Origin of the sequence: Stella humosa (assembly GCF_006738645.1) — a bacterium.
In the GTDB taxonomy this organism is placed as follows: domain Bacteria; phylum Pseudomonadota; class Alphaproteobacteria; order ATCC43930; family Allostellaceae; genus Allostella; species Allostella humosa.
Map to the genome: position 1 here is coordinate 4035718 of NZ_AP019700.1, position 16224 is coordinate 4051941.

16 protein-coding genes are annotated in these 16224 nt (G+C 71.2%); 10 read left to right on the top strand and 6 right to left on the bottom strand.

Translation table 11 applies throughout. From position 1 onward, the window contains the following. Positions 1–64: 64 nt before the first annotated feature. From STVA_RS18950 to STVA_RS18960, 3 genes are all read right to left on the bottom strand, one after another. Positions 65–424: a hypothetical protein gene (locus tag STVA_RS18950; RefSeq protein WP_123693191.1), complete on the bottom strand. Its 360-nt coding sequence runs from the start codon at positions 422–424 to the stop codon at positions 65–67. 72 nt (positions 425–496) lie between these two features. After that, entirely contained in the window at positions 497–2302 is a 1806-nt protein-coding gene (gene ybaL, locus STVA_RS18955; protein WP_123693189.1) for a YbaL family putative K(+) efflux transporter, read from the bottom strand. 122 nt (positions 2303–2424) lie between these two features. Continuing rightward, on the bottom strand, positions 2425–2979 hold the full coding sequence (locus STVA_RS18960; RefSeq protein WP_420822798.1) for a LysE family translocator: 555 nt from the start codon (positions 2977–2979) through the stop codon (positions 2425–2427). A 221-nt stretch (positions 2980–3200) separates the two neighbouring features. Between STVA_RS18960 and STVA_RS18965 the strand changes: the two genes are divergently transcribed. The 7 genes from STVA_RS18965 (at position 3201) to STVA_RS18995 (ending at position 9147) form a co-directional block, all read left to right on the top strand. Beyond that, positions 3201–3809: a carbonic anhydrase gene (locus STVA_RS18965; protein ID WP_123693185.1), complete on the top strand. Its 609-nt coding sequence runs from the start codon at positions 3201–3203 to the stop codon at positions 3807–3809. Between the two features lie 64 nt (positions 3810–3873). Further along, positions 3874–5004 carry an ABC transporter ATP-binding protein gene (locus STVA_RS18970; protein ID WP_197735678.1) on the top strand — a complete coding sequence of 377 codons (1131 nt, stop codon included), beginning with the start codon at positions 3874–3876 and terminating at the stop codon, positions 5002–5004. A 5-nt stretch (positions 5005–5009) separates the two neighbouring features. Further along, positions 5010–6032, top strand: coding sequence for an extracellular solute-binding protein (locus tag STVA_RS18975; protein ID WP_123693184.1), 1023 nt, complete (start codon positions 5010–5012; stop codon positions 6030–6032). 40 nt (positions 6033–6072) lie between these two features. Further along, a complete protein-coding gene (locus STVA_RS18980; protein WP_197735679.1) occupies positions 6073–6924 on the top strand; it encodes an ABC transporter permease in 852 nt (283 codons plus the stop codon). Continuing rightward, a complete protein-coding gene (locus tag STVA_RS18985; RefSeq protein ID WP_123693181.1) occupies positions 6917–7738 on the top strand; it encodes an ABC transporter permease in 822 nt (273 codons plus the stop codon). Before STVA_RS18980 ends, STVA_RS18985 begins: the two co-directional genes overlap by 8 nt. A gap of 8 nt (positions 7739–7746) precedes the next feature. Beyond that, positions 7747–8223, top strand: coding sequence for an ureidoglycolate lyase (locus STVA_RS18990; protein WP_123693179.1), 477 nt, complete (start codon positions 7747–7749; stop codon positions 8221–8223). 15 nt (positions 8224–8238) lie between these two features. Beyond that, entirely contained in the window at positions 8239–9147 is a 909-nt protein-coding gene (locus tag STVA_RS18995) for a polysaccharide deacetylase family protein (RefSeq protein ID WP_197735680.1), read from the top strand. A 45-nt stretch (positions 9148–9192) separates the two neighbouring features. Here the strand turns inward: STVA_RS18995 and STVA_RS19000 are convergent, their stop codons facing one another. The 3 genes from STVA_RS19000 to STVA_RS19010 form a co-directional block, all read right to left on the bottom strand. After that, positions 9193–9606 carry a hypothetical protein gene (locus tag STVA_RS19000; protein ID WP_123693177.1) on the bottom strand — a complete coding sequence of 138 codons (414 nt, stop codon included), beginning with the start codon at positions 9604–9606 and terminating at the stop codon, positions 9193–9195. 78 nt (positions 9607–9684) lie between these two features. After that, entirely contained in the window at positions 9685–10437 is a 753-nt protein-coding gene (locus tag STVA_RS19005; protein ID WP_123693176.1) for a hypothetical protein, read from the bottom strand. 1 nt (position 10438) lies between these two features. Continuing rightward, the gene (locus STVA_RS19010; protein ID WP_123693174.1) at positions 10439–11302 is read right to left on the bottom strand and encodes a hypothetical protein; all 864 of its coding nucleotides are present in this window, start codon (positions 11300–11302) and stop codon (positions 10439–10441) included. 151 nt (positions 11303–11453) lie between these two features. Here STVA_RS19010 and STVA_RS19015 point away from each other — a divergent pair, with 151 nt between their 5' ends. From STVA_RS19015 to STVA_RS19025, 3 genes are read left to right on the top strand one after another with little or no spacing between them, the layout of a single operon-like run. Next, positions 11454–12599 carry an efflux RND transporter periplasmic adaptor subunit gene (locus tag STVA_RS19015; RefSeq protein ID WP_123693172.1) on the top strand — a complete coding sequence of 382 codons (1146 nt, stop codon included), beginning with the start codon at positions 11454–11456 and terminating at the stop codon, positions 12597–12599. Positions 12600–12616: 17 nt separating this feature from the next. Next, the gene (locus STVA_RS19020) at positions 12617–15754 is read left to right on the top strand and encodes an efflux RND transporter permease subunit (protein ID WP_123693170.1); all 3138 of its coding nucleotides are present in this window, start codon (positions 12617–12619) and stop codon (positions 15752–15754) included. Then, entirely contained in the window at positions 15751–16200 is a 450-nt protein-coding gene (locus tag STVA_RS19025; RefSeq protein ID WP_123693168.1) for a GNAT family N-acetyltransferase, read from the top strand. Before STVA_RS19020 ends, STVA_RS19025 begins: the two co-directional genes overlap by 4 nt. The last annotated feature ends 24 nt before the right edge of the window (positions 16201–16224 follow it).

Consider the following 16224-nt stretch of genomic DNA (forward strand, 5'->3'; position numbering starts at 1 on the left):
CCGGTCCCCGCCCGGGCGCTACCCTAGCATGGGCCGGGCGCGACGGAAGTGGGGGCCGCCCGCATCAGGGAGAGCGGCGCGCCACCCCGTCCTTGATGAAGACGCGCAGCGGCGTGGTGCCGCTGGCGCCGCCATCGGCCGACTGCCAGCGGCCGTTGGTGCACAGGACCCCGCCCTGCATGGCGACGGCGTCGAACTCCACGCGGTTCTGCATGACCATGCCGTTCGGCACGGTCGCGGTGAAATCGGTGGTGCAGACGGGGCCGTTCACCACCGGCTTGTAGCCGCCGATGACCACGCCGCCGCCGCCGGTGCTTGGGAAGGACGGCGTCAGCAGCGGCCAGGCTGAGAAGTCCTCCTGTGCCACGGCGAATGCGCCCGGCAGCGCCAGCGCGAGGACGAAACCGGCGGCAAGGCGATGCATGGCGTACCTCCAGGGGGACGTGGCTACCATCCAGCTACGCCCGCCAGGGTCCGCGTCAAGGGCAAGCCGCCGTCAGGCCGCGCGCGGCGCGGTCGGCGACGGCTCGTCGGGCAGCAGTTCCTCGGCCTGGGCGTCGGCCGGCGCGGTCGTCCTGGCGGCGCCAACCGGCGCCACGTCGGCCAGCGCGTGGGCCAGCATGGCGCGCGCGATCTCCCGCTCGCCCATGATGATCAGGTCCGCGCCATGGCCCTTCAGATGCTCGACCTCGGCATCGGAATGGGCGCGGGCGACGATCTGCAGGTCCGGGTTCGCGGCCCGGGCGCGCGCGATGATCTGGCCGGCCTCGAACGCCTCCGGTATGGCGACGAACAGCCGGCGGGCGCGGTCGAGGCCGGCTAGGCCCAGCAGCGTGCCGTCGGCGGCATTGCCGGCCATCACCTCGCGCCCTTTGCCGCGCAGCTCGTCGATCACCGTCTGGCGTTCCTCGATCACCAGGATCGGCCAGCCGGCCTCCACCAGCCCCTCGCCGAGCAGGCTGCCGACCCGGCCATAGCCGACGATGACGGCATGGTCGGACAGCCGGGTGGCCACGAGCGCCGGCTCGTCCCGCTCCGGATGGGCCGGGCGGGCGGCCGCCACGGCGGCGTCGACCTGGGCCATGGCGCGCTCTGCCCGCGCCTTCATGCGATCGAGTGCGGTGAAGATGAAGGGGTTGACCAGGATCGACAGGATGGCCCCCGCCAGGATCAGGCTGCGCCCCGCCTCCGGCAGGATGTGCAGGCTGACGCCCAGCCCGGCCAGGATGAACGAGAACTCGCCGATCTGGGCCAGGCTGGCCGAGATGGTGAGGGCCGTCCCTTTGGAATGGCCGAAGGCACGCACGATCAGGAAGGCCGCGATCGACTTGCCGCCCACGATGATGAGCACCGTGCCGATGAGCGGCAGCGGGTCGCGCAGCAGGATGTTGGGGTCGAACAGCATGCCGACCGAGACGAAGAACAGCACCGCGAAGGCATCGCGCAGCGGCAGCGATTCCTCGGCCGCGCGATGCGAAAGCGGGGATTCGCTGAGGATCATGCCGGCGAAGAAGGCGCCCAGCGCGAAGGAGACGCCGAAGAGGGCCGCCGCGCCATAGGCCACGCCCAAGGCCAGCGCCAGCACCGCCAGCCGGAACAGTTCGCGCGAGCCGGTATGGGCGACGTAGTGCAGCACCCAGGGGATGACCCGGCGGCCGACCACCAGCATCAGCACGACGAAGGCCGTGACCTTGGCCAGCGTGATGCCGATCGTCTTGGCGATGTCGATGGTGGCCAGCCCGTCCTCGGGCCGGGTCGCCGGGTCGAAGCTGCCGCCCAGCAGGCCGGCCACGGCCGGCAGCAGCACCAGCGCCATCACCATCGCCAAATCCTCGACGATCAGCCAGCCGACCGCGATCCGGCCGCGCTCGCTGTCGATCATCCGCCGTTCCTGCAACGCGCGCAGCAGCACGACCGTGCTGGCGACCGACAGGGCCAGTCCGAACACGAATCCCGCCCCCGGCGGCCAGCCCATCGCCCAGCCCAGCCCCATGCCCAGGATCGTCGCCACGGCGATCTGGGCGATGGCGCCCGGAATGGCGATGGCGCGGACCGACAGCAGGTCCGCCAGCGAGAAATGCAGGCCGACGCCGAACATCAGCAGGATGACGCCGATCTCCGCCAGCTCGTTCGCCAGGCCCTGGTCCGCCACGAATCCCGGGGTGAAGGGACCGACCAGGATTCCCGCCATCAGGTAGCCGACGAGCGGGGATATGCGGAAGCGCTGGGCAATCGCCCCCAGGACGAAGGCAAGGCCGAGGCCAGCGACGATGGTGGCGATCAGCGGCGTGTGATGCAGCATCCCGGAGGTCCGGCCCGTAGTAGTGCGGAAGGACTGCCATTATGGACGGCCGGCCGGCGATTTGCCTCCCCTTTGTGTGCAGCGACTTGCACTCTGGATCAGAAAAGGCACGGCGAATGCTGTCAGGCCGGCCGGCCCCAGAGCGCGGTCAGCAGCCCCGCCCCGACCAGCAGGCCGCCGCCGGTGCGATTGACCGCCCGCTGCACGGACGGCCGGCGAACCGCGCGGCGCGCGCCTGCCGCCAGCAGGGCATAGGCGAGCGCGTTTACGGTGGCGATCACCACGAAGCTCGAGCCCAGGATCAGAAGCTGCCAGGCGACATCGCCGCCGCGGTCGACGAACTGCGGCAGGAAGGCCACGAAGAAGACGATCCCCTTGGGATTGAGTGCCGTCACGCCATATGCGTGCAGGAAGATCTTCCAGGGTGGAGCGGGCGGTGCGGCCGGGATGCCGTTGGCCGACACCGGCGCCCGCCACAGCTTCACGCCGAGATAGACGAGGTAGGCCGCCCCCACCCATTTCAGGACCGTGAACAGCATTGCGGACGCGGCCAGCAAGGCACCCAGCCCCAGCAGCGAGGCGATGACGGCCGTGGTGTCGCCGAGCGCCACGCCGGCCACGGTCGCGGCGGCCGAGCGCCGCCCATGGCCCAGCGCGTAGGAGACGACCAGCAGCACGGTCGGCCCGGGAATTGCGACCAGGACCGCCGAGGCAGCGACGAAAGCGAGCCATTGTTCGATGGGCAGGGATGATCTCCACGAGCGTCAAGGGACAGGATCAATCCATCGCCCGCGTGCCGAGGCAAGCGCCGGGTGCGGCGCGACCGGTGGCCGCGCCCCTGGCCTCGGCCACCGCGGCGGTGCTACCCATCCCCCCGCGATAGGCTGGAGTTGAAACCTTGGATGAACTGCTGGACGGCTATCGCCGCTTCCGTTCCGAAGTCTGGCCCAGCGAGCGTGCCCGCTACGAGCAGCTCGCCCGCCGCGGCCAGCGACCGAAGACCCTGATCGTCGCCTGCTCGGATTCGCGCGTCGACCCGCAAACGGTGTTCGATGCCGCGCCGGGCGAGCTGTTCGTGGTGCGCAACGTGGCCGGGCTGGTGCCGCCCTACAGCCCCGACGGCGTCTATCACGGCACCAGTGCGGCGCTGGAGTTCGGCGTGCGTGTCCTGAAGGTGGAGAACATCGTGGTGCTGGGCCACGCCCAGTGCGGCGGTGTCGCCGCCATGGTCCAGGGGGCGCCGGCCGAGGCGCGCGATTTCGTCGAACCCTGGATGAGCATGGGCCGATCAGTCCCCCCGCCCCCGCCTGACGTCACCGACCCAGATGCGATCCTGGACCACTACGAGGTCGAGATCGTCCGCCTGGCGCTGGCCAACCTGCTGACCTTTCCCTGGATCGCCGAGCCGGTGGCCGCCGGACAACTGGCCCTGCACGGCTTCCGCTTCGGCATCCGGTCGGGCGTGCTGTCGCGCCTGGGCGAGAACGGGCTGGTCCCGGTGACCTGACCGGCCGGTCCTGGCCCACGTCTTGCTTTGCCCCAAGGCAGGTTAGCCATGGGGATGACAAGCGGTGCTGGGATCGGTCCGCGACGCCGCCATCGAAGCGGGCACATCGGCGGGCAAGCCCGTCGATGTGGAAGGCGTGCTGCATCGTTATGGCGCCATGACCGCCGTCGACCGGGTGACGCTGTCGGTCGGGGCCGGCGAAGTGCTGGCCCTGCTGGGCCCGTCCGGCTGCGGCAAGACCACGCTCCTGCGCATCATCGGCGGATTCGTCCGGCAGTCGGCCGGCAGCGTGCGCATCGACGGCAGGCTGGTCGACGACCTGCCGCCCAACCGGCGCAATGTCGGCATCGTCTTCCAGAGCTATGCTCTCTTCCCGCACATGAGCGTGGCCGAGAACGTGGCCTATGGCCTGAAGGCGCGGGGCTGGGCGCGGGCGCGCGTCGCCCCCCGGGTCGCCCGGATGCTGGAGGTGGTGCGGCTGGCCGGCTTTGCCGACCGCCTGCCGCGGCAGCTTTCCGGCGGGCAGCAGCAGCGCGTGGCGCTGGCCCGGGCCCTCGCCGTCGGGCCGTCGGTGCTGCTGCTGGACGAGCCGTTCAGCGCGCTCGACAAGGGCCTGCGCCTCGACATGCAGATCGAGCTGAAACGCCTGCAGCAGCAGTTCGGCCTGACCGCCATCCTCGTCACCCACGACCAGGACGAGGCGATGAGCGTCGCCGACCGCATCGCCGTGATGAACCGCGGCCGGGTCGAACAGTGCGACAGCCCCGTCGCGGTCTATGACCGGCCGGCCAGCCTGTTCGTCAGCGGTTTCGTGGGTACGTCGAACCGCCTGGCCGGTCGCATCACCGCGGTGGAGGGCGCCGAAGCCGGGCTGGCGCTGGACGCCGGCGGCACCGTCGTCCTGCCGGCGGTGGCGGGCCTGTCGGGCGGCAGCCGGGCCATCATGGTGGTGCGGCCGGAGCAGCTCGTGCTGTCCGATCGCGAGGGGCCGGGTCGCTGGCCGGTCACGCGCCGGCTGTCCGTCCCGCTTGGGCCGGACCTCGTTCACGACCTGGAGACCACCGACGGCACGGCCCTGAAGCTGGTGGAGCGCCGCGCGGGCGGCGGGCCGCCCGCCGGCGCCGCGCTATGGTGCGGACTGGCGCCGGGCGCAGAGCCATCCCTTTTCGCCGCAACCGACCACACGGGAGATTGACCGCCATGAGACTGGACCGCCGTCGCTTCCTCGCCGGCTCCGCGGCACTGGGTGCCGTGGGCCTCGGCATCCGCCCCGCCTGGGCCAAAGGCTCCGTCACGGCCGCCGTCTATCCCGGCTCGTGGGAGGAGGCGTTCCGCGGCATCGTCGCGCCCGCGCTCGACAAGGCCCATGGCGTCCAGCTCGAGATGCAGGCCCTCTATGCGGTCGACCAGATCGCCAAGGCGCGCGCCGCCCGCGGCCAGCCGACCTTCGACGTCTTCGTGCTCGACCCGGGCCCGCGGGTGAGCGGCATCGAGGCCGGCGTCTTCGACAAGTTCACCCCGTCCAAGCTGACCAACCTCGGCGCGGTGCCGGCGGGGCTGGCCGACGAATGGGGCGTGACGGTGGCGGCCCAGGTGGTCGGCATCGCCTACAACCCCAAGAAGCTGCCGCCGCCCAAGGACTGGGACGACCTGCTGAAGGACCCCTGGGTGTCGCGCCTGGGCCTGACCGGATTCCAGACCACCTTCGGCACCGTCTCCATCATCGAGATCGCGCGGCGCTTTGGCGGGTCCGAGACGAATGTCGACCCGTTCTTCGTGGAGATGCGCAAGGTCCTGTCCAAGGTCGCCACGATCGGCACGCCGCAATCCATGGCCGGCCTCTACCAGCAGGGGCAGTGCGACGTCCTCTATACCAACACCCAGACCGTCTCGACCCTGAAGGGCCGCGGCGTCGACATCGAGTTCGTGAAGCCGGCATCGGGTGCCGTCGCCTTCTTCACGACCATGCACCTGGCCAAGGGTGCTGCCGAGCCCGAGAACGCCTATCGCTACATCGACACGGTGATCGGGCGCGACGTGCAGGCGGCCCTGATCCAGCCGCCCTGGAACTTCGTGCCGGTGAACAGGGAGGTGGCGCTTGGGCCCGAGCTGCCGATGAAGACCCTGGACGAGATGGCGGGCTTCGTGCGCCACGACTGGACCAAGATCAACCCGCTGCGCGCCGGCTGGATCGAGCGGTTCAACAAGGAAGTGGCCAAGTAGGCGGCCGATGGCGGTGGCGGCGCGACGGGGTGGAGGACGATTGCGACTGGCGGAGTGGCAGCTTGCCATGCCGCTCACCCTGGCGTTTGCCGCCTTCTTCCTGGCACCGCTGCTGATCCTGGCGGCGATCAGCACATTCGACGACGACCAGCTCGCCCGCGTCGGCTTCGCCCAGTGGATCAAGTTCCTGGGCGATCCCTTCTACTGGCGGGTGGTGCGCGACACGCTGGCGCTGGGCCTGATGACGGTGGCGGCGACGGTACTGGTGGGCTTTCCCCTGGCGCTCGTCTTCGTCGAGGCGAGCCCACGCTGGCAGCGGGTGCTGCTCTTCGTCATCGTCCTGCCGCTGCTGACGTCCGTGGTGGTGCGGACCTTCGCCTGGATCGTCATCCTCGGCCAGGAGGGGGTGATCAACCGCACGATCATGGCGCTCGGCCTGTCGCCCGCGCCCTTGCGCCTGCTCCAGACCGAGTTCGGGCTGATCCTGGCGCTGACCCAGATCGAGATGCCGCTGCTGCTGCTGCCGCTGCTGGGGGTGATGAGCCGCCTCGACCCCGCGCTGGGCGACGCCTCGCAGGCGCTGGGCGCATCGCGCTGGCGCACGCTGTTCCGCGTCACCCTGCCTCTGGCCGTGCCGGGTCTGGTGTCGGGCTGCCTGCTGGTCTTCGCCTCCAGCACGACCGCCTTCATCTCGCAGTCGGTGATCGGCGGCAACCGGCTGGTCTACCTGCCGCTCGTCATCTGGCAGCAGTCGCTGGTCGTCTACAATTGGCCGCTGGCGGCCGTGGCCGCCCTGACGCTGCTGGTATCGGTCTCGGCCTGCGTCGTCGCCATATCCGCGCTCGGGCGGCAGATCGCCGGCGGCCGGGCGGCGGGGGTGGCCCATGGCTAGGCGGCGCAGCGCGGCCGACATCTCCTATGCGCTGGTGGTCGGCGGCCTGGCCGCGCTGGCGCTGCTGATCCTGGTCGGGCCGGTCGTCATCGTCCTGCTGACGTCCTTCACCGACGGCCGCTCGCTGCGGTTCCCGCCGGCGGGGCTGTCGACGCAGTGGTACGAGATGCTGTTCGATCCGGCGCGCTCGCGCCCGATCCATCGCGCCGCCGGCAACAGCCTCTATGTCGCGGCGATGGCCACGGGGGCGGCCGTCATCCTGGGCACGCTGGCGGCCATCGGCATCGCGCGCCGCGGCCAGGGCTGGGCGCGCGCGCTCGACACCCTCTTCATGTCCCCGCTGATCCTGCCCGGCATCGCCTTCGGGCTGGCGGCCCTCATGTACTTCACGCTGATCGGCCTGCGCCCGTCCCTCGACCTGATCGCGCTGGGCCATGTCATCGTCATCGTGCCCTTCGTGCTGCGCACGACCTCGGCCAGCCTGTCGCAGCTCGACCCCGCCTTGCTGGAAAGCTCGGCCAGCCTGGGGGCCGGCTGGTTCTACACCTTCCGCCGGGTGACCCTGCCGACCATCGCCCCCGGCATCGCCGCCGGGGCCTTCCTGGCCTTCATCGCCTCGCTCGACAACGTGCCGGTGTCGCTGTTCCTGGCGGGCCCGCGCAGCGACATGCTGCCGATCCGCATGTGGGGCATGATGGAAAGCACGCTCGACGTGCGGGTGGCGGCCGTATCGGGTGTCTTGATCGTGGCCGTGCTGGCGCTGATGCTGCTGATGGAGCGCCTGACCGGCCTCACCCGCCGCATGTCGATTTGAGGGACCCGATGGAACTGACCGCCCAGAAGCTGACCGCGGAGGCATTCGCCCCCTATGGCGAGGTGCTGGCCCTGCCCGAGGGCACCGGCCGCAGCTATTTCGAGGATGCACTCGGCAACCTGCGGCCGGGCGCGCGGGCCAGCCTGTCGATGTCCGTCCGGGCACCGCTCGACGCCCTGCCCTTGCAGGCCAACCTGCTGGAGCGGCACGAATTCTCGTCCCAGAGCTTCGTTGCCATCGACGCGTCGCGCTGGATCGTCATCGTCTGCCCCCATGCCGCCGACGGCGGGCCGGACGTGGCCCAGGCCATCGCCTTCGTCGCCGGCCCGGGCCAGGGCGTGACCTACCGCCCGAACGTCTGGCACCACGGGCTGACGGTGCTGGACCGGCCCGGCAGCTTTGCCGTCTTCATGTGGCGCGACGGCACCAAGGGCGACGAGGAGTTCGTGCCAGTCGCCCCCTTCACCGTCCATGTTCCGGACTGAGCACGGGAGATAGCGATGCCCTGGCAGCCCACCCGCGACTTCGTCGGCTACGGCCGCACCCCGCCCGACCCACAATGGCCGAACGGGGCCAGGCTCGCGATCAACTTCGTCATGAACTACGAGGAAGGGTCGGAGCCGTCGGTGCAGGATGGCGAGGGGATGACCGAGCTGGGCCTGACCGAGGCGCACGGCCTGAACCAGGGGGTCAAGGGCCGCGACCTCGCCGGCGAGAGCATGTTCGAATATGGCAGCCGCGTCGGCTTCTGGCGTCTCCTGCGCCTGTTCGAGGAACGCGGCCTGCCGATGACGGTATTCGGCTGCGCCCTGGCGCTGGAGCGCAACACCGAGGCCGCCGCCGCCATCCGGGCGGCCGGCTACGACGTGTGCTGCCATGGCTGGCGCTGGATCAAGCATTTCGAGCTGTCGGAGGAGGAGGAGCGGGAACATATCCGCAAGGCCGTCGCCTCCCTGCAGAAGACGGTCGGCGAGCGCCCCTATGGCTGGTACTGCCGCTACGGACCCAGCGTGAACACCCGCCGGCTGGTCGCCGAGGAAGGCGGCTTCCTCTATGATTCCGACAGCTATGCCGACGAGCTGCCCTTCTGGCAGACGGTCGAGGGCCAGCCCCACCTGGTCGTGCCCTATTCGCTCACCAACAACGACGGCAAGTATGCCGGCTGGATGGGCACGTCCGACCAGTGGTTCTCCTTCATCCGCGACGCGGTCGACATGCTGTGGCGCGAGGGGGCCAAGACGCCGAAGATGATGTCGGTCGGCCTGCACATGCGCCTCATCGGCCACCCCGCGCGGGCCGCCGGGCTGGAACGGCTGCTGGACCATGTGATGGGCATGGAAGGCGTCTGGGTCACCCGCCGGATCGAGATCGCGGAGCACTGGCGCCGGGTGCATCCGTTCGCGGGTTAGCGTCGACGAAGGCGGGGCCGGATCGCCCCGCCTTCTGCCAGGCGCTCACCGGGCGGACCGGCGCAGGCCCAGATACTGCAGGTCGGCGAAGGCCAGGACGGTGACGGCCTGGACCAGCACGAAGGCGATGCCGAGGCCCGTCGGCGCCACCCAGCCCGACGCCAGCAGGATGAGGCAGTCGGCCGCCCACAGGACGTTGAGCACGATCACCGCCCACACCGCGCCGCGCGGGGGGGCCGGCCGGCGGGCGAGCCAGGCCAGGAAAAGCGCGTAGGGCAGCAGGGCCAGGCCAGCCCAGCGCAGCAGCGGCACCGGCAGGCCGAGCAGGCCCGACAGCGGGTCGGCGCCGGCCGCCATCAGCAGGCCGCAGGCGCCACTGACGGCGGCATCGCCGGCGAGCGACCACCACAGCAGCGAACGGGCAGGCGCGGCAGCCGGGATCGAACTGGTCTTGGACATGGCTAGCTCCTCTTCAGGCAAGTGCGGGTCATGGCCCGCAACTGCCGCGAAGATGAGCCCCGGCTGGTGCCGGGTCGATTATCTGGCAGGTAACGGCGTCGCCTCCGTCGGGGGCGAGGGCGGGCTGGATTCGAGGCTGCGTTCGGCGCCGAGCACCAGCCCTTCCCATCGCGTCCTGGCCAGCGCCGTGGCTTCGTAGCGGCGATAGCCCCAGGTCAGGGCCGTCGTCGCCAGGGCGGTGGCGACGCCGGCCAGCCCGGCCGCGCCATAGGCAACGAAGTCGTTGAGCGGGGCCACCGCGGCGATCCCGCCCAGCTTGCCGCCGGCGACCGGCGCCAGCGCCGGCACGGCGGCCGCCGCACCCGTCGTGGCCGATGCAGCGACGCCCGAGACGGCGACCGCCGAGCCGCCGGCCAGCGCCTTGGCGGCGAGCCACAGCGTCGCCGCCTGGACCCCGACGAAGACCGTGTCGATCGCCTCGTTCTCGAGCATCCCGGCCAACGCCTTGGCCGGCGAGGTGCGCCCGTCCAGCACGTCATAGGCGGTCAGCGCCATGCCGAGGCCCGAGGGCAGCGGCAGGCGGGACTTGGCGACCTGAAGGCTGCTGACCAGAAACAGCGCGGCGATGCCGTCGCCCGGCGGCGCCATGCCCCACGAGGGCGTCGGCGCGCCCTGGGACAACGCCCCGGCCGGGGCGGCGACGGGCAGGGCGGCCTCCCCCGCCGACAGCGCCCGGCTCGCCATGTCGAGAGCCGACCGACCCGGTTCGGCCATCGCCGGGCTGGCCGCCAGGGCGAGCGCGGCCACCGCTGCGCCGCGGAACCGGGGCAACCTACATCTCTCCCGGCTGGCGCTTCGGCGCCGCCACCAGTTGCGCCACCACCCGGATGCGCGCGTCCGGGCCGAGTTCGAGCCACAGGCGTTGGAACAGGTCGCCATGCACGGCCTGGACGGCCGGCCCCAGCAGGCGCACCTCGATCGGACCCAGCCCCTCCAACATCCGCGCCTCGACCTCGGGCGTGCCCGCGCCCCGCAGCGGAATGTCGCTGAGGTTGGACCTGGCCCAGCCATCCAGCGCCCGCGCCCGCTCCAGCGCCCAGAGGTCGTAGCGCCGCTGCTGCTCGCGGCCCCACGCGCCATAGGCATCCTCCAACAGCCGCTGCAGCCGGCGCAGCTCGCCGTCCGTGTCGGCATCGCCCGCCTCGGCCTGGGCCCGGGCCAGTGCCACGCGGGCTGCGGCTAGGTCATCCATCGCCTGGCGGGCCGGAATGCCCGCGACGATGCCGTCATGCTGCCGCAGCGCGTCCAGCACCGGCGCCAGGGCGGTCTGGCGGCTGGTTCCGCGGGCGGCGGCGATCCGGCCGCGCAGTTCCGCGACCGCCGCCGCGCGGCAGGCTCCATGGCGGTGCAGCCGCGCCTCGACGGCGGACAACGTGCCGGCCGCCGCCGCCAGGAGCCGCCCCGCCTCCCACGTCGTCAACGTCGGCGCGGCGGCGTCGAGCAGCAGCGTGCCGACCTCCGCCAGCCGGTCGTCCGCCAGGCGGCATTCGTCGACCAGCGGCTGCCCGACGCGGGCCCGGTGCCGATCGAGCGCCACCGCCCCCGCGGCACCCACCGCCACCCCGAGCAGGAGGGCGACCAGCAGCGGCCAGACGCGGGCGGCCCCTGGGAAGGTGGCTGCTGTCGGTGAACTCAAGGCCGTGCCTCCGCCGGTCAATTGCGATATCCGAGGACGGGAACGATGGCTGCCGCTGGCCATCGGCGCAATCGGGGGCTGGTCGGCGGGGATGTTTCGGGGCAACGATGTTTCGGGGCAGCACTGGCCGCAACGGCAGGAGGGGACTGGCATGACCGCACTTCCGCATGGGCCCGCCGGCCGGATCGGCGCCGCAGCCATCCTGCTGGCCATTGCCGGCATCCTGCTCGCCGCCCGGCCGGCCGGCGCCCAGCCGGCACCGCCCGGCGCGCCGCCGCCCGCCGTCGTCGTGGCCGCGGCCGAGAAGCGGCCGCTAACCCGCTCGTTCCCCTTCGTCGGGCGCGTCCAGGCACTGGACAAGGTGGAACTGCGCTCGCGCATCCAGGGCTTCCTGCAACGCCGCCTGTTCGAGGAAGGGGCCGTCGTCAAGGAAGGCGACCTGCTGTTCGTGATCGAGAAGGCGCCGTTCGAGGCAGCCGTCGCGCAGCAGCGGGCGGGCCTGGCCGTCGCCCAGGCCGGCGCGCAGAACGCGACCGTGCAACTGGCCCGGGCGCGCGAGCTGTCGCGCACCCAGAACATCCCGCAGGCGACCGTCGACCAGCGCGCCGCCGAGGACGCCCAGGCCCGCGCCCGGGTCATGGAAGCCCAGGCCAGCCTGCGCGACGCCGAGATCAACCTTGGATACACCGACATCAAGGCGCCGCTCGACGGCCGCATCGGGAAGGCGAACTTCACGGTTGGCGCCTTTCTCGGCCCGGATTCCGGCGCGCTTGCCACCATCGTGCGCGAGGAGCCGATGACCATCACCTTCAGCGTGCCGCAGCGCATGATGGTGGAGGCGCAGCGCAGCGGGCTGGCGAACGAGAAGTTCGTCGTCCGCGCCATCCTGGCCGACGGCAAGCCCTACGCCCATCCCGGCGCCATCGACTTCGTCGACGTGCTGGTCGACCGGCGCACCGACAGCCTGGCCATCCGCGCCCGCTTCCCCAACCCCGACCGCATGCTGGTGGACGGCCAGGCGGTGCGCGTCGCCGCCGAGACGACCACGCCCGAAGAGGCCGTGATGATCCCCCAGGCGGCGATCCAGCAGGACCAGAGCGGCGCCTTCGCCCTGGTGGTCGGGGCCGGCGACCGGGTGGAGATCCGCCGGGTGAAGACCGGTACCGTCGATACCGGCTGGACCGCGGTCGAGAGCGGCATTGCCGCCGGCGACCGCGTGATCGTCCAGGGGGTGCAGCGGGTGCGGCCGGGCCAGGTAGTGGCGCCGACCGTGGCCCCGCCCGCCCCGCGCTCCTGACGCAGCAGGGCCCGGCCATGATCTCCGCCGTCTTCATCGACCGGCCGCGGCTGGCCGCGGTCATCTCGATCATCATCACTCTGGCCGGCCTGATCGCCATGCGGTCGATCCCGGTGGCGCAGTTTCCCGACATCGTGCCGCCGCAGGTGACGGTGACGGCCAGCTATCCGGGTGCGGCCGCCGCCGTGGTCGAGGCGACCGTCGCCCAGCCGATCGAATCCCAGGTGAACGGCGTCGATGGCATGCTCTACATGAAGTCGACCAGCGGCAATGACGGCAGCTACAGCCTGTCGATCGCCTTTGCCGTCGGCTCCGACCCCGACCTCAACGCCGTCAACGTGCTGAACCGGGTGCAACTGGCCCAGGCCAAGCTGCCCTCGGAGGTGACGCGGGCCGGCATCAACGTCGCCAAGCGCTCGTCGGCCCTGCTGCAGGTGGTGAACCTGCACTCGCCCAAGGGCACGCACGACGCGCTCTTCCTGTCCAACTATGCCACCATCAACGTCATCGACACGCTGGCGCGCGTGCCGGGCGTGGGCCAGGCGGCGATGTTCGGCCCGCTCGACTATTCCATGCGCATCTGGCTCGGCGTCGAGCGCATGGCGGTGCTGGGATTGACGGTGCAGGACGTGGTCTCGGCGCTGGCCAGCCAGAACGTGCAGGCCGCCGCCGGCCGCATCGGCGCGGCGCCCTTCAGCGACGACACCCAGTTCCAGCTCAACATCCAGACGCGCGGCCGCCTGACCGACGTCGCCGCGTTCGAGAACATCGTCGTGCGCGCCGAGCCGGACGGCGGCTTCCTGCGCATCAAGGACGTGGCCCGGGTGGAGCTGGGCGCGCGCTCGTCGGATGCCTCGGGCCGCCTCAACGGCAAGCCCGCCGCCGTCATCGGCATCTTCCAGGCACCCGGCGCCAACGCCATCGCAGTGGCCGACGGGGTGCAGAAGGCACTGGCCGACCTCGGCCACCGCTTTCCCGACGACCTTGCCTACTCGGTCGTCTACGACACCACCATCTTCGTCCAGGACACCATCGCCGAGGTGATCAAGACACTGGTCGAGGCGTTCGTGCTCGTCGTCCTGGTGGTGTTTCTGTTCCTGGGCCAGGTGCGCGCGACGCTGATCCCGATGCTGGCGGTGCCTGTCGCCTTGATCGGCACCTTTGCCGTGCTGCTGGCCCTGGGCTTCACCGCCAACACCATCTCGCTCTTCGCGCTGGTGCTGGCGATCGGCATCGTCGTCGACGATGCCATCGTCGTGGTCGAGAATGTCGAGCGGGTGATGGAGGAGGACGGCCTGCCGCCGCGCGAGGCCGCCAAGAAGGCGATGGGGCAGATCACCGGACCCATCATCGCCATCACGCTGGTCCTCCTGTCGGTGTTCGTGCCGGTCGGCTTCGTGCCGGGCATCGTGGGACAGCTCTACCAGCAGTTCGCCGTCACCGTGTCGGTGGCGATGGTGATCTCCGCCGTCAACGCGCTCACTCTGGCGCCCGCCCTGTGCGCCCTCATCATGAAGCCGGCGCACAATCGGCCGCGGGCGATCCGCGCCATCCTGGGCAGCATCGACCGCGCGCGCGACGGCTATGCCCGCGCCGTAGGCGCGCTGGTGCGGCGGGCATTGTTCTGCCTGGTCGCCCTTGCCGTCGCCGCGGCCCTGACCGGGTGGCTCTTCGCCCGGACGCCGTCGAGCTTCCTGCCGGAGGAGGACCAGGGCCTGTTCTTCATCGAGGCGCAACTGCCCGACGGCGCATCCAGCAACCGCACGCGCGCGGTGGTGGAGCAGGTCGAGGCGGTGCTGCGGCAGACCGAGGGCGTCAGCCTCGTCACCTCGGTCGTCGGCTACAGCTTCATGAACTCCCTGGCGCAGTCGAACTCCGGCTTCTTCGTCGTCACGCTGGAGCCGTTCGCAAAGCGCACCCGCGCCGACCTGTCGGTGCAGGCGATCATCCGGCGCATCCAGATCGCCGGCGCCTCGATCCCTGGCGCCAACGTGCTGGCCTTCAACCTGCCGCCGATCATCGGTCTCGGCACCGCGGGCGGCTTCGAATACCAGCTCCAGGACATGGGCGGCAGCACGCCCGAGGACCTGGCCGCCGTCACCCGCGGCCTGCTGTTCCAGGCCAACCAGCAGCCCGAGCTAACCCGGGTCTACAGCGGCTTCAGCGCCGCCACCCCGCAGGTCTTCCTCGACATCGACCGCGAGAAGGCCCAGCAGCTCGGCGTCGACCTGGCCGACGTGTTCCAGGCGCTCCAGGCGACACTGGGCGGGCTTTACGTCAACGACTTCAACCTCTTCGGCCGCACCTGGACGGTGACGGTGCAGGGCGAGGCGGCCGACCGCGACCAGATCCCCGACATCTACCGCATCCATGTGCGCAGCCGCACCAATGGCGAGATGGTGGCCCTGTCGTCGATCGCCGATGCCCGGGTCATCCTCGGGCCGCAGTTCCTGGTGCGCTACGACAATGCCCGCAGCGCGTCCATTTCGGGCAGTGCCGCCCCCGGCTACAGCTCGGGTGCGGCCATCCAGGCGATGGAGCGGCTGTCGGCCAACCTGCCCCAGGGCTATGCCTTCGCCTGGACCGGCTCGTCCCTCCAGGAAAAGCAGGCGGGCGGCCAGACCGTCGTCATCCTCGGCCTGGCGGTGCTGTTCGCCTACCTCTTCCTGGTGGCCCTCTACGAGAGCTGGACCATCCCGATCGGCGTGCTGCTGTCGGTGATCGTGGGGCTGGCCGGCGCCATGCTGGCCCTGCGGCTGGCGGGGCTCGCCAACGACGTCTATGCCCAGATCGGCATCGTCGTGCTGATCGCGCTGGCCGCCAAGAACGCCATCCTCATCGTCGAGTTCGCCAAGGAGGAACGCGAGCGCGGCCGGCCTCTCCTGGAGGCCGCCGTCTCGGGCGCCCGCCTGCGCTTCCGGGCGGTGATGATGACGAGCTTCGCCTTCATCCTCAGCCTGGTGCCGCTGGTGATCGCGACCGGGGCCGGGGCCGCCAGCCGGCGCGCCGTCGGCACCGCGGTCTTCGGCGGGATGCTGGCGGCATCGGTCATCGGCATCTTCCTGATCCCGCCGCTCTTCGTCCTGCTGCAACGCACGCGCGAGGGCTTCCATGCCCAATTCGGCGCGGCTGGCAAGGCATCCGCACGGCAATGAACGCTCCCCCGATCCGCCGCGCCGCGCACGCGGACATTCCCCGCCTGTTCGAGATCCGGTTCGCCGTCACCGAGAACCGGCTGATCGACCCGACGCGGGTGACGGCGGCCGACTGCGCGTGGTTCATCGACCATTCCGACGTCTGGGTGTGGGTGGAGGATGGCACGATCCGCGGTTTCTCGGCCGCCGATCCGCGCGACGCCACCATCTGGGCGCTGTTCGTCGAGCCCGGCCAGGACGGGCGCGGCATCGGCCGGGCGCTGCTGGCGGTGGCGTGCGACACGTTGCGACGGCACCGCTTCCGCTCGGCCAGCCTGACCACCGACGCCGGCAGCCGGGCCGAGGGGTTCTATCGCGCCGCCGGCTGGGTGGAGATCGGGCGCGACGGCGGCGAGGTCCGCCTGCAACTGGCCCTGCGGTCGGTCGACGACCCGGTCGGCATCTAGCATCAGGTCGAGGGAGAACGGCGG

What these genes read in the sequence shown, in the direction of transcription:
- STVA_RS18950 (WP_123693191.1), bottom strand. Translation starts at nt 424, where the DNA reads ATGCATCGCCTTGCCGCCGGTTTCGTCCTCGCGCTGGCGCTGCCGGGC.
- ybaL (WP_123693189.1), bottom strand. Translation starts at nt 2,302, where the DNA reads ATGCTGCATCACACGCCGCTGATCGCCACCATCGTCGCTGGCCTCGGC.
- STVA_RS18975 (WP_123693184.1), top strand. Translation starts at nt 5,010, where the DNA reads ATGAGACTGGACCGCCGTCGCTTCCTCGCCGGCTCCGCGGCACTGGGT.
- STVA_RS18985 (WP_123693181.1), top strand. Translation starts at nt 6,917, where the DNA reads ATGGCTAGGCGGCGCAGCGCGGCCGACATCTCCTATGCGCTGGTGGTC.
- STVA_RS18990 (WP_123693179.1), top strand. Translation starts at nt 7,747, where the DNA reads ATGGAACTGACCGCCCAGAAGCTGACCGCGGAGGCATTCGCCCCCTAT.
- STVA_RS18995 (WP_197735680.1), top strand. Translation starts at nt 8,239, where the DNA reads ATGCCCTGGCAGCCCACCCGCGACTTCGTCGGCTACGGCCGCACCCCG.
- STVA_RS19000 (WP_123693177.1), bottom strand. Translation starts at nt 9,606, where the DNA reads ATGTCCAAGACCAGTTCGATCCCGGCTGCCGCGCCTGCCCGTTCGCTG.
- STVA_RS19015 (WP_123693172.1), top strand. Translation starts at nt 11,454, where the DNA reads ATGACCGCACTTCCGCATGGGCCCGCCGGCCGGATCGGCGCCGCAGCC.
- STVA_RS19020 (WP_123693170.1), top strand. Translation starts at nt 12,617, where the DNA reads ATGATCTCCGCCGTCTTCATCGACCGGCCGCGGCTGGCCGCGGTCATC.
- STVA_RS19025 (WP_123693168.1), top strand. Translation starts at nt 15,751, where the DNA reads ATGAACGCTCCCCCGATCCGCCGCGCCGCGCACGCGGACATTCCCCGC.